This is a genomic window from candidate division KSB1 bacterium, assembly GCA_022566355.1.
Lineage (GTDB): Bacteria > Zhuqueibacterota > JdFR-76 > JdFR-76 > DREG01 > JADFJB01.
On record JADFJB010000121.1, the window covers coordinates 1 to 13,664 of the forward strand.

The 13,664-nt window shown below is 38.7% G+C and carries 11 protein-coding genes; 5 read left to right on the plus strand and 6 right to left on the minus strand.

Annotation, left to right across the window (positions count from 1 at the left end; genetic code table 11):
* Nucleotides 1-1,208 precede the first annotated feature (1,208 nt).
* The 4 genes from IIC38_16840 to IIC38_16855 all read right to left on the minus strand — a co-directional run bounded on the left by IIC38_16840 (nt 1,209) and on the right by IIC38_16855 (nt 6,761).
* Nucleotides 1,209-1,874, minus strand: coding sequence for a DUF4956 domain-containing protein (locus IIC38_16840; GenBank protein ID MCH8127602.1), 666 nt, complete (start codon nt 1,872-1,874; stop codon nt 1,209-1,211).
* A 5-nt stretch (nt 1,875-1,879) separates the two neighbouring features.
* Nucleotides 1,880-2,677, minus strand: a complete 798-nt coding sequence (locus tag IIC38_16845) for a polyphosphate polymerase domain-containing protein (GenBank protein MCH8127603.1) — start codon at nt 2,675-2,677, stop codon at nt 1,880-1,882.
* Nucleotides 2,678-2,684: 7 nt separating this feature from the next.
* Nucleotides 2,685-3,737: a hypothetical protein gene (locus tag IIC38_16850; protein ID MCH8127604.1), complete on the minus strand. Its 1,053-nt coding sequence runs from the start codon at nt 3,735-3,737 to the stop codon at nt 2,685-2,687.
* Nucleotides 3,738-3,833: 96 nt separating this feature from the next.
* Entirely contained in the window at nt 3,834-6,761 is a 2,928-nt protein-coding gene (locus tag IIC38_16855) for a CotH kinase family protein (protein MCH8127605.1), read from the minus strand.
* A 485-nt stretch (nt 6,762-7,246) separates the two neighbouring features.
* Here IIC38_16855 and IIC38_16860 point away from each other — a divergent pair, with 485 nt between their 5' ends.
* Nucleotides 7,247-7,735 carry a nuclear transport factor 2 family protein gene (locus IIC38_16860; GenBank protein MCH8127606.1) on the plus strand — a complete coding sequence of 163 codons (489 nt, stop codon included), beginning with the start codon at nt 7,247-7,249 and terminating at the stop codon, nt 7,733-7,735.
* A gap of 26 nt (nt 7,736-7,761) precedes the next feature.
* On the opposite strand, the gene IIC38_16865 is transcribed toward IIC38_16860, so the two are convergent.
* Nucleotides 7,762-8,070, minus strand: coding sequence for an STAS domain-containing protein (locus IIC38_16865; GenBank protein ID MCH8127607.1), 309 nt, complete (start codon nt 8,068-8,070; stop codon nt 7,762-7,764).
* A 576-nt stretch (nt 8,071-8,646) separates the two neighbouring features.
* Between IIC38_16865 and IIC38_16870 the strand changes: the two genes are divergently transcribed.
* The 4 genes from IIC38_16870 to IIC38_16885 all read left to right on the plus strand — a co-directional run bounded on the left by IIC38_16870 (nt 8,647) and on the right by IIC38_16885 (nt 12,754).
* The gene (locus IIC38_16870; protein ID MCH8127608.1) at nt 8,647-9,114 is read left to right on the plus strand and encodes a hypothetical protein; all 468 of its coding nucleotides are present in this window, start codon (nt 8,647-8,649) and stop codon (nt 9,112-9,114) included.
* 290 nt (nt 9,115-9,404) lie between these two features.
* Entirely contained in the window at nt 9,405-9,599 is a 195-nt protein-coding gene (locus IIC38_16875) for a hypothetical protein (protein ID MCH8127609.1), read from the plus strand.
* A gap of 91 nt (nt 9,600-9,690) precedes the next feature.
* A complete protein-coding gene (locus tag IIC38_16880) occupies nt 9,691-12,255 on the plus strand; it encodes a protein kinase (GenBank protein MCH8127610.1) in 2,565 nt (854 codons plus the stop codon).
* A gap of 73 nt (nt 12,256-12,328) precedes the next feature.
* Nucleotides 12,329-12,754, plus strand: a complete 426-nt coding sequence (locus IIC38_16885; GenBank protein ID MCH8127611.1) for a hypothetical protein — start codon at nt 12,329-12,331, stop codon at nt 12,752-12,754.
* Between the two features lie 165 nt (nt 12,755-12,919).
* Here the strand turns inward: IIC38_16885 and IIC38_16890 are convergent, their stop codons facing one another.
* Nucleotides 12,920-13,219 carry a hypothetical protein gene (locus IIC38_16890; protein MCH8127612.1) on the minus strand — a complete coding sequence of 100 codons (300 nt, stop codon included), beginning with the start codon at nt 13,217-13,219 and terminating at the stop codon, nt 12,920-12,922.
* Nucleotides 13,220-13,664: the final 445 nt, after the last annotated feature.

Below are 13,664 nucleotides of genomic sequence, written 5' to 3' on the forward strand. Positions count from 1 at the left end.
TTCTCCCAGGTGATGTCAAACTGCACAAAAGCGACGTGATTAAGTGCATCTTGTCCTGTGACTGTGGAGTTGCTAACCACCACATCGTTGGCAAATGCGGTTTGGAAACCAAAGAGACTAAGCGCCACTAGGGTCATACTTCTTAAAATTGTACGCATCATGTTAACTCCTTTGAATTGTAGGGTTGTATGGTTTATAAAAAGGAACCTGGTTTTTTTAACCCTAATAATAGTGACTTATTTTTTTTGTTATTTGTTTGGGTACTAAGTTCAAAAAACAAGGATTAGTTTTGTTTTTCATCAGATAATATCCTTTTGATTGTATCAACATGCGATTCATTGTCTCACCGTGAGACACTTCCATCACTTTTGATAGTATGAAAAATCTGACATGGTGAAAATAGATGGGTGATAATGAAATCGTTAACCTCTTAATAATTTATAACTTATAAACTAAACATCTAAAATATTATGTAAATCCTTTCGAGTAATCTCAACAGACTCCAGTAAGTATTATTTCAAGAATTGTGCCACGCTTAGTGGCTGGATCCTGGATGCTGGATACCAGATGCTGGATGCTAGATGCTAGATACTGGATGCTGGATGCTGGATGCTAGATACCAGATACCAGATGCCGGATGGCGGATGGCGGATGCCGGATGCTGACAAGCGAAATCACAAATAACAAAATACAAATCTCAATTAAATCTCAAATTCAAAAAATCAAAATTACCAAACAGAATTAAGGCTGGATGCTGGATTTCCCCTCTTGAGAGGGGAAGAAAATCCCGCCCGGACGGGATTTTCAGGGGTGTGTAAAAATTAGTGCGGAGCCGACATGAATGTCGGTTTACAACTCCACATTATCCATTCTCCCCTTCTCTGTTCTCGTCTTTTCTTTTTTTCCTTTTCCTTTTTCCTTTTTCCTTTTACCTTGTCACTTTGCTACTTTGTTACTAAGGTGGAATTAGGAGGTTAGTTGTTGATTGTTGGAATTCCCCTCTTTGAAAGAGGAAGAAAATCATCCCGTCCAGTAGTGGGATTGTGCAACGTAAGCCGCAGGAGCTTGTGTTAAAAACTGGTATAGGAAAAGATTTATTTAGTGATAAGATAGAGAAAAGGATAAATTGGGTTCAATTAAATTAGTAAATCCCAATTTCCCCCTTAAATTATACGTCTGAATTAGGTGTCATCGTATGCAATATAAATTCACTCTTCATCAAAGAAAAACCTGATTTGACTTATCGCAGGAATATTGTTCAGCGCTTTAATCAATAGAGAACTTTTATCCTTATTTTTTAAAACAAGATAAAATGATATTTCATAAATATCATTTTCCTCAAGTGATTGCATATTCACCAATCTAAATTTCTTACAAAATTTTCCTAATATGGGTAAATAAGGCGGTTTATCGTCCGGTAATTCGCAATTGAATTGAAGTAGAAACTCACGTTTTGAAGGAGCGGCGTAATTCAATTTGAATAGGCCCAACATCATAACCCCAATGAAAAGGGTTCCTAAAAGAGCAATCAGTCTTAATCCTACTCCGGCTGCCATGCCGACTGCCAGGGAAAAAAATATAAAAACAATATCGTGAGTATCCTTTACAGCTGTTCGAAAACGAATGATAGACATGGCGCCAACCAGCCCAAATGCACGAGCTAAATTATTGCCGATGACCATAATCACCAAGGCTGTGATCATCGCCAACACGACCATGGTTTGAACAAATTTAGCAGAATAGTTGGGTCCATTGTAAATGGAACGATACACTGCTGATATGATGAGTCCGCAAGCTAGCGCCACAATTAAATTACCGAGCAGCTGCTCAGCATTTATGGAAGTAATAAATAGATTTTGAAAGCCGTCTAACATGTTTTTCAGGCAACCTCAAGAAAGTTTTGATCATTGATTGATGCCATCTTCTTCTGGGCAAATTCCAATCTGTCTATTTTTAATCCTTTTTGCTTATGCGAATCCAAACAAATCGTATACTTAGACAATGCACGTTGTCGCAATTCTAACGATCCGATCGCATAATTTAACCAGGAGGGGAAATGCAATTGTGTTTTTATTTCAAGTATAAAATAATTCGGAAACGCTCTAACAAAATTTACTTCTTTAAACAAACCATCTATCGACACCCTGATTTTACTCCGTAATTTCTTATCGAATGTAATTCTAAGATCTTGGTTAAATTTATAATAATATGCTTCTCTTTCATAATTGATCAGAATCTTCGGCATTAATGCTAAATTGTTTATGTGAAATAAGAAGTTTAATGCGTTCGTCTTTGTTAAGCCATTTCCACACTTCGAACCTATAAATTTATCCACATCTCCTGTTTCAATCAAAGACGATAGATCGCGATATTCAACGGATGCGCGAGTCTTGGTAATCGCTGCATCATTTTTCCGTTTTATTTCAAGGAATACCTGTTCATCACCCATAAATTCGTTATACCCCCTGATCCTTATCTTTTTTCTTTTTCTTATTCCTTCAATTTTCTCATGATAAAAACTAAAATTTAATGTATCGTAATACAAACTACGAACGGTATATTCCTTTTTTTGCCGCATTGCCGCATATTTATCCAGGCTCACATATTTTGCAATATAATCCCTGATATGGGTCAACATCTCATTAGGTACTAAGTATTTATATTCTATCCTACCCATAGCTTTTTTAGATCAAAATTGACTTTATCATTTGAAATAAATACGGTAATGGCTTTAACGAATTTAGAGTAATCGAACATGGAATGATGAATCCAAATGGCAGCCGGTTATCGGAATTATTTAATTCAGCATACACAAGAAACACTTGCTCATTGTTTATGATTCGTGAAACTGCTTCTTTGCGAACGATTTTACCAAAAGCATAATCCTTTATTGGTATTTCAAAAGTTACACGTTGTGTTAAATCGAGATCGTTAAAATAATTTATTTTCACCGGCATCAAGACGATACCGGTTGGTTCACCAATAGTAAGCAATGTATCACTTGAGATACTTGGATAGATTATTCCACTGATCGGACTTATCAATGTGAAATCTTTAAATCGTTCTTTTAATACTTGCAGCTCCGTTTCAATAGACTCAATTTCAGATTTTAAATATTGAATTTGTTCCGGTTTAGCTCCCGACTGAACGACTTGAAGATGAGCTCTCGCGATCGATTGTTCAATTTCATAGGCTATTTTTATATTTTTGGTTATTTCAAAATCCTCTCTGGAAATTAACTTTGATTGGTACAGTGAATCTTGCCTGGAATAGATCCTATTTTGATTCAACAGGTTTACTTGTGCAAGGGCAAGCTTTTCTTTCGCTTCTATGATAACTTCTTGCTTCTCTCCGGCAATATTTACCTGAAGTGATGCTTTGGCTAAAGCAAGCTCCCGGGATAGCCCCGATAATCTTAAAAGAAGAGCGTTAGATTTAAAAACACCCACAGTATCACCAGGATTGATAATGTTTTTAGCAAAAATAGTTGGAGAAAGTTGAAATTGTACTGCATCTCCCCGGTCGATTTGAACTGCAGAATAATCCCTTATGAGACCGGTTCTGTGATCGTATAAGGTGGATATTATACTGCCATCATCCCCTCTTTGTAAAACCCATTCTCTTGTGTGAATTATTTTTCCGGGTACTTTTATAGTATAAGGAATTGTAATCGGCAGGAAATGTAACACTCCAATACCCATTACAACTAATGCTATAACATACCCCGTCCTTTTCACTTTGGAATCCATTTGAGTTTTGTCTTTTAATTTAGCTTAAAAATAATACCCCGAGATTCAAACCGGAATTGCAATGATCAACGTTATTCATCAGGTTTATTTTAACAAAAGCATCCTGCGAATCTGGCTGAATCCGTTTGTCCATAACCTGTAAAAATAAACGCCGGAAGCGTTGCTTGCAGACGCATTCCAATTTATGTGGTGGATTCCTGCTTCAAATTCTTTATCTATAAGAGTAACGACTTCTCTACCCATAATATCGAAAATCTTTATCCGAACATGGTTTCTATTTGGGATTTGAAACGATATCGTTGTCGCAGGATTAAACGGATTCGGATAGTTCTGTTCCAATAAGAACGATCCTGGAATGCTCTCGAAAGCCAGGGCTTCAACTGCTGTAATGATCTGATTTACCGATCCGGGAGAACCATGTTTTATCGATGCCGACCAATTTTGAGCAATCGCGTTATCCAGTTCCGGAGAATTTAATGCAAGAGTTGCTCCAATGCCATCTGCTTGCAGCGGCCAGGGCGCCGTATCATCATAGGTCAGGGAATCGACGATTTGTCCATTTGCGTTGATCAGGTATATTGACTCACCTGCGTTGTCTAAATTAAAATCAAACTCCGCTACCAATGGCTTAACAGTCGGGAAGAATCGGCTAAATTCAGTGGTATCACTACTGAGTACCAAAAATTTATGGGCTGCCAGGATACTTCCCACCGGAAAGACAAAATTATGGCTTTCATCGCCATCTCTAAAACTCCAGTTTGACAAATCGAAAGAAGCGTCGCTGTCGTTATAAAATTCGATCCAATCTTTAGGATCAAAATACTGAGCCGAGTGATAATTAATCTCATTGATTACAACAAACCCGGAAGAATTGGCATCAAGTTCAAATAAGGCAGTGGCAGAAATATCACCATTTAGAGGAATCGTCACAGTAGGAGAAACATCCGCTATATCACCGGTCCACTCGATAAACTTGTAACCAGGATTTGGGATGGCAGCCAACTCGATCGGAATTCCTTTAAAATATTGTCCGTTCCAAACGGATTCCCACACACTTATATTTTTGTTCAGTAAAATACTCCCGCCATTGAGAGAAGCAATGTTCAAAGTAACTTGCGCCGGACCAGGGATACTAAATTCAGCAAGAATGTTGGTACGCACATCCTCGACTCGATTTTCCGCAAATGATTTTAATTCATCAATTTCAAAATGCCAATCTTCATTGGACAATCCCCAACGTTGCAAATGAAACTGCATTTCCGGATCCAGTTCAGCCAGCATGTTGTCAATTTTTGCAAGGACAATGCCGGGTTGCCAAATCGTATTCAGATAATCGGCATAGCGATTTATGAAATCTCTTTTGAAGGCCTCATTTTCAAGCAATTTACGAAATAAGAATGTCGACCACGGCGGATTGGGCCATTCAGGTCCATTTGGTTCGGTGGCAAAGTCAAACATGTTAGTGTATCCAAAATTTTGAGTACTTCCCAACTTGAAACCGTCATCGAGATCAAAAACCAGCCAACGCCACTTACCATCTGAAGTTCTGGGCCGCCAATACTTAAGATTCCATCCGGGCCAATCTACATTAGCGAAATAAAGCTGTGATACCATGTAGTCCAGATAGTTGTCCATGTCCAATTGTGATTTTAGGTATTCATAGCTGTATTCCAGGGACATATCGTGACTGGCAATATATGCAAGCATCGCATTATAATGGATGTTATCTCCATGGATCACTTCTTGCTCATTTTCCAGCATATCAAGGTTTACTTCGCTTATCCCGTGGTGTGCTTCAATATAATGCTCGTTTAATTTCTCTCTTATGTTTAATATGCCCCAATATTCACCATTTAAGTAAACCACTGCCGGACGATAGGACTGTGTCTCGATATCCAGATCTTTGATGAGGCTTTGCAGCAGTGGATCCCGGATATGGGCGGCCTCGAAGTCGCCGCCGGAATTGCGCAATATGAACGATTCGTATTCATTGAAAGGGAGATCGGGAAATAAGCGATGCTTAATGCTGGAAGGCCCATATTTATCCCGGGCAAATATGGCAAATGATTTTTGCGGGAACTCCCGGGTCCAACCGCCATGGATTTTCATTCCGGCTGCCTTACTGTAACTTTCGATACCGTCCGGTTCAAATAACTCAAGAAAAATGGGGATTTCCCTGTTACTATTATAGTTAACATAAATTCCATCGGCACTATCCCAGAGATTGGCCGGATTTGTGGTAATTGAAACGATGGCCATATCGGTTTGTTTATTGATTACATAGGTATGGGTTCTCGTCACTTCAGAAAGCACACCTGATGACATGATTCTTGCACGAACCACACTTGTCTCACTAATTTCCAGAGGAGTTGAATAAACAGAGGAGATTGCAGACGGTTTGGTACCATCGAGAGTATAGTAAACGATTGCACCTGGGATTACCGTGGACAAGGATAAGGTTACTGCACTGGAATAAAGGCCGCGTTTAATTGAGTAGGTTGGGACCTCCAGGATAATTGAATCAAAACCCTGGGTATCGTTGGCACGAAGCGGAGTCGGTTCTTTGAAATAAAACCAGTTATCGCTGCCATCCAGTTGACGGCCATAAGAAACGTCAGTGGCCATTTCACCCAAAGCAACGGAATCTGGTATTTCGCCGCCGGGTTTGGTTAAGTACAGGGTCTCACCTGATGCGTCTATCCTGAAATTGGTGTGGGTTCCGGCCCTGTCTTTACCCGATGCAAACACCAGTAAGAATTCGTTAGGAGCCAAATAAGTTTCAGTGAATACCCATTTATAGGGTAGTGTACTTTCATCGGAAAGGCCATAACCTGTTAAGTCAACCAGGAAACTTCCGCTGTTGTAGATTTCGATCCAATCCGAAGAATCGCCATCTTCATCTGTAATCGATGAAGTATTTGAAGACAGTACTTCGTTTATGACGATTGTTTGTGAAAGAAGCGGGACGGCGGACATCAAAAGTATTGTACAAAAGAAAAAAAATATTCGCATAAAATTATTCCTTGCTTGGTTTGAAATAGGTTACATCTGCATAAACGCCAGACTCGCACTGGTTAACAAAACCATATCGATGCAAAAAATTCATAAATCCGTTCTACAGGATATTGTTTCCGGAGCAGACTTTAGCTCCCCGACTGAGCTTATCCTTTCTATTTCATTGTATCGTCAAAAACAGTCCATTCCCTGATAGCTTTCTGAAGGTTTTACCTTAAATCAGAATTGAATTTGGTTCCGCTTTCATTTTATAGGTTGGGTTTTTGATTTTGTAAAAAAACAAGAGTAAAATAGGTATGATAATTCCTTTATGTGAATTTTCAAAAGAACGCCATAGATTTGTTTTGACAGTACATTATACTATTTCATATTGATAGCTTATCGATCTGACTAGTGAAAAGCAGAAAAAGCTTGTGGCTCGACTTGCAGATGGGTATAATTAATAAAAATAAATTTATGTTGATTAACCGGAAGAGAGTACCATGAAAATACTTACTTTTATTTCCTTTTTGTGTGTTTTTACATTTGCTTCATCGATAGCAGCTAAACAATCCGGGGATGATGAAAAAGCCGTTTCGGCAGTTTTAGACAATTTGCATGATGCTGCTTCGAAGGCCGATTACAAAAGATATTTTAACAATTATTCGACCCATGCGATCTTCTTTGGAACGGATATAACCGAACGATGGACTATCGACGAGTTCAAAACCTATACTAAAGCAAGATTTGAAAAGGGAAGCGGATGGACTTATAAGAAAACATCCCGGTATATCTATTTTTCAGCAGATAAAAAAACTGCCTGGTTCGATGAGTTATTAATGAATGAGAATTATGGCGAATGCAGAGGGACTGGGGTTCTGATTTTGGAAAATAATGCGTGGAAAGTAGTTCAATATCATTTAACTATTCCGATTCCTAATGCATTGGCGAGGGAAGTAGTTGCCATGATAAAGAAGCAAAAGGAAGAGTGAAGATTTTAAGTGATTTTAAAAGACAATTAATTTCCTCGAATTTTGAGGACCATATGCAATTTCATAGATGTGAATAATGCCAGCAAATGTTCATGAATTCCGATTATTTCCATCGTACGACTTTGTTTTTCTAATCGATGGTTCAAAAAAATAATCTTGCCTATACCTAAACTTGACATAACGGGACATTTCATCAAATCAACAATGACATCCTTTTCGGATTCGTCAAGGATCTTCTCAAAAGGATTCTTGAGAGATTCTGAATCTATCAGCCTAACAGCACCGATTATTTTTACAAGGATTTTAGATTCTAATTCTGAAACGGATACTTCCATTGTCCTTCCTCAAAATATTAAAATGGTATTCTAAAATTTCTCTATTGGCTTTAATTCTGTTTTCATTTTATTTAGCAAGCCATGTTACAAGACAGATAGAAGAATACCTTCACAGAAAAAGTACATAGTCAAGTCAAGCAATTCGTCTTGCGGGTTTAATTTAACTCGTACAATGATTAGAAGTCAAGGTTTTTCTCGAAAATTAGCAGGATACTTTAAGCGGTTACCCCTTGTTACTGCAATCTAACCTGAACAGGTTTTAGCTTAGAGCTTTGTTTGGATGCTTTCGACAACAAATTATCGAGGAAATAAAATTTCAAATAGCTTGTCCCTGACTCGTTCAGGGATCGCAATACTCAAATACGAATGACCAAAACTCCTGAATCCGAGTATGGTTTCCTCAGTTACTAAAACTTAAATATTCATAATATATTTGGCTCTTGTTTTGATAAGCATTTCAGAATACTGCGAATAGACCTGGTAAGTTGCAAACTCTTTGTTTTAACAAATTATGTCTTTCTTAGAAAAAACCTGCCAGGTCATAAATTTACAACTACCAAATATAGCTTATTTAACGTGAGTTCGACACAACGCATTCGTTATGTTAGAGGTTCTAAGAAATTACCATTTATGCTGTCATTTCGAGGAAAAATTAAACTATTTGGCCTGCCGATTGAAATGAGCGCATACATTGATATTCTTGCAGCTCTTGGAATAAGTGGTTATCGAGATGAACAGCTGAGTAAAGAAGGTGTAGTCGATTATGGTGACGATCATTTTACTTGCTTTCAGTTCGACTATGATTGGAGGCGGGATAATGTTGAGAACACATTACGATTGTGGTTTATCTTGCGGAGCAGTGCGCTTATGGATGAACGCCTGGGGGGTACATGGTCGCCTACCCTTATTTCTCCGATTACATGGAGGCAAGTGTTGTTTCTGTTCACTGAACATCTTGCGATGACGAAAGATCCTGCCTTTACAGACAATCTTCTTTTTTTATTACTCGAACAGCCTCGTAATCATTTGAAAAAAAGTAAATAGTTATATATGGATTTATCTGGTTGGAAAAAGGTTCGAATCAACGCGAATCGATAAATATTGTCTTATGAGATAGTCAATATTCAGAAATATTTATTATTATTAAAATTAAAGGAATTAATTCTGTTAAATTCCTTCGTCAATCTAATATGAAATATTTTAAATAAATCTTGCTATTTTCTGTTTCAACTAGTAAACTCCAATACAGTTATTCGATTAAATATCCTTAACTAGTGTCTCATTTCTGACCTCTTACAACAATAGCTATAATTATTATAGCTGAGTTTACACTTATGATTGGCATAACGATCTTACATTACACAACTGTGGATAAATCGGGGGAAGGCTGGAACTGTTCCCAACACACATTCAATTCCGGAGATTCAATATTGATTGGTCAGACAATTTTACACTACAAGATCATTGAGAAACTCGGCGAAGGCGGGCACCAGTCCCGCGCATCCTACGCATGGGAATCCAAAAGATGATTGGACAAAAAATCCTTCATTACAAAATTCTAGAAAAGCTTGGCGAAGGTGGGTACCAGTCCCGCGCATCCTACGCATGGGAAACCAAAAGATGATTGGACAAAAAATTCTTCATTACAAAATTCTCGAAAAGCTTGGAGAGGGCGGGATGGGCGTCGTGTATAAAGCCGAAGATACCAGGCTCGAACGGGAAGTTGCTATTAAATTTCTACCGCGTGAAATAAGGGTAAGTGAAGAAAAACGCGAACGTTTAAAAATCGAAGCAAAAGCTGCAGCAGCCCTCAACCACCCGAATATAGCTACAGTTTATTCTTGCGAAGAGGTGGATGACGAGTTCTTCATTGTGATGGAGTTTGTTGATGGCCAGGAATTACGGGAAAAGATTAAATCCTGGCCTTTGGAGTTGAAGGAAGCAATTCAAATTTCCGGCCAGATCGCAGAAGGATTGCAGATGGCACATGAAAAGGGCATTGTTCACCGCGATATAAAATCCTCTAATATCATGATGACCCAAAAAGGCCAGGTTAAAATAATGGACTTTGGTCTGGCAAAAGTAGCTGGTGGCGCTCAAGTCACGAAAGAAGGAACGACTGTCGGCACTACTTCGTACATGTCACCGGAACAAACTACCGGCGAAGATGTAGATCAACGGTCGGACATCTGGTCATTTGGTGTGTTGTTTTATGAATTGTTAACCGGACAATTGCCCTTTAAAGGAGATTACGAGCAGGCAATTCTGTACTCCATTGTGAATGAGGACTCTAAACCGGTATCCAGCCATTTGAAAAATATTCCTGTATCGCTGGATCGAATCGTGAGCAAATGCCTGGAGAAAGACAAGACCAAAAGATATCAAACAGTCTCGGAACTTCTGGTAGACATACAAGATGCAAAAGATGACCTGGGATTGTCTTCATCGACTACAATAAAAAAAAGGAGATCCGTGCGATTTCCTATTTCAACCAATAGTCGAAGGATAGCGGTTGGGTTATCAGGATTAATCATTGTTGCATTGTTTTTTCTCCTGGCTCCACGTAGCTGGTTTGGATTTGAAACAGTACCAGACCAGAGAAGCCTGTTGGTACTTCCTTTTAACAATATCGGAGGAGAGTCGTCCAGGCAAGCATTCTGTGACGGATTGGTAGAAACTCTGACAAGCAAAGTTACACAATTAGAAAAATTCCACGGATCGCTGTGGGTAGTACCATCAAGCGAAGTGCGGCAAAGGAAAATTACCAGCCCCAGTGAAGCTAACCAGACTTTCGGAGTGAATTTGTGTGTTACGGGGAGCTTGCAAGGTATCGATAACGGTTATCGCTTGACATTAAACCTGGTGGATGCTAAAAACTTACGACAGTTAAATTCCTCCGTAATAGATATTGATCTCGCACAACTCTCAGATTTACAGGACAATGCCGTCATCAAGATGATGGAAATGCTTAACCTTGAATTAAAACCTGAAATGCGGGGAGTGTTAACCGCAGGTGGAACTACTTTTCCCGGAGCGTATGAATTTTACATACAAGGCCGTGGGTATCTTCAGCGATATGAAAGCGTAGAGAACCTTGATGCTGCCATAAATTTATTCGAACGTGCAATTGAACAAGACTCCTCATACGCCCTCGCTTTTGCGGGATTAGGCGAAGCCTATTGGCTCAAGTATCGAGATTCGAAAGATCCTATTTGGGTTGAGAAGGCCGTAAAGCAATGCGAGCAGGCTGCCTATCTGAATAGCTACCTTGCTCCCGTGCAAATCACTCTTGGCATTATCCATGCAGGAACAGGAAAGTACGATGATGCAATTGAAGACTTCAAAAATGCATTGGATATAGATCCGAAAAATGCAGGTGCCTATCGGGGTCTTGGTAGAGCCTATGAATCTAAAGAAATGCTTGAAGAAGCGGAATTGACCTACCAAAAAGCGATTGAGATGAAACCAGGATACTGGGCTGGTTACAATGTTTTGGGTGTTTTCTACTATCGGCATAGCCGCTATGATGAAGCTATTAATCAATTTCAGCAAGTTATAAAACTCACGCCTGATAATTATCGAGGCTACAACAACCTGGGAGGAATCTATTATTATTTGAAACGTTGGAAAGATGCTCGCGAAATGTTCGAACACTCGCTCGCTATGAAAGCATCTTATAGTGCTGCCTCAAATTTAGGGACGCTTTACTACATAGAAGGCCGGTATGCGGATGCAGTTCAAACATATGAAACGGCGTTAGAATTAAATGATCATAATTATGCAGTTTGGGGTAACCTCGCTTCTGCGTGTTATTGGACTCCAGGCATGCGGGATAAAGCCCAGCAGAATTTCCAGCGTGCTATCGAATTGGCTGAAGAGCAGAAAAAAGTCAATCCAAATGATCCGGATGTAATTTCACGCCTGGCTGGATATTATGCAATGATAACAAATCGAAAGGCAGCATTAACACATATAACGCAGGCATTAGAAATGGCGCCAAAAAATGTGCAGGTGATGTACCAAGTCGGAACTGCTTACGAGCAATTGGGTGAGCGTGACAAAGCGTTGCAATGGGTTGGCAAGGCTTTGGAAAATGGTTACTCAAGATCAGAAATTGAACATCAACCTGAATTGCGTGAGTTGGTAGCAGATGTTAAATATCAACAATTGGTAAGTAAACTCTAGCATTAAACTTTGGAAAGATTAGTATAAGTAAATCTATCTATTAAACCACTAACATAAACCTTGGGAGGTTATTATGAAAAAGAGACATATCTTGATCATCACCCTTTTCGCTTTTGTGATTTCAGTCGTGAGCTTTGCCGGTAAATCACATCGGTTTGATGATGAAAACTCAACCATGGCGCCGAAAGATCACCAGGTATCCATTATAAAAATCAAGGGCGAATGGAAAGTTGTCCTCACTCAGGATCACAAAAAAAAGATAAAAGCAAAAAAGAAAGACAAAATTACCTGGAAAGTGGAAGGGACAGACGTTTTTTTTCAATTTATGGATGAGAGTCTGTTTGGGAAATCTAAAAGTTCTGGCAAAAAAAATAAACCAGTAACTTTAACGATTAGGGACAATGTGTCGGTAGGAACTTACAAATATGCCGTATTTTGCTTAGAAGATAGTACTTTTGCTACTGGTTACTCGCCACCGGTGATTATTATAGAAGAGTAAATTGCTAGTATAAATGTCTTAACGAAAATAACATTCTTTTTCCTGGATATTGTTAGGATGACGGAGAATCTTGTAAATTTCACCCCCCGAATTCTGTGAGTGTGTCCGAGAACTCCAAAAATGTCACTTCGTGATTCGAGTTTTTTAGACACAACTCATTAATTATTACTCTTTCTCAAAATCCTCTATATCCTTTAAAAAGGCTATGGCAGAGCTGAGGTTTTTGCCAGTGATATCATTCACAGCGATATTGTTGATCAGTTTATTGAGAAAAGGCGAAGCACTATTTTTGTCAGCAACTTTCTTCGAAAGCCAAATCCCAAAAGCTATGAAAACAAGGCCAAGGAAAATCTGAGCCTGGATCCGTTTGTCATCAAAATGAAGATAGAAGTCAAAGTTAAAAATGGCTTTCAATCCAACGATCAATACCGGAATCCATAAAAGAGGATATGAAAATCGAGCCACCGTAATATATCGAACTCAATAAATTTTAAGCTTTTCTAATTTCTTTTGAAATTCAGTAATTGGCAAATCAAAGTTGATTTACCCGCCATCGCTGGCGGGTAATATGACAGACAGTTGATAACCGCTGAATATCACTTGAAATAGTGGCTGCTTTGGTAAGCAATTTTAAAATAATAGACCAAAATATTTAGTTCAATGAAAAATTGTTTATTCGAATTACATAGCTCTTGTATTCCGTGCCTACAACGGATGACCCAAATCAGCTTTATATTTTAAATAATGCTTTTCAAAGTGAATCTTTGAAAGAACGCTCATTATCCGATTATCTTTTAGATTTAAATATGTTGCTAATATTCTAATTGGTTGGATGAAATTAATACTCCAACCCTCTGTTTTAAAAACAAGCCTGCCCGCCAGGTTTTCAATGGTTCCAATTCGAATAAAG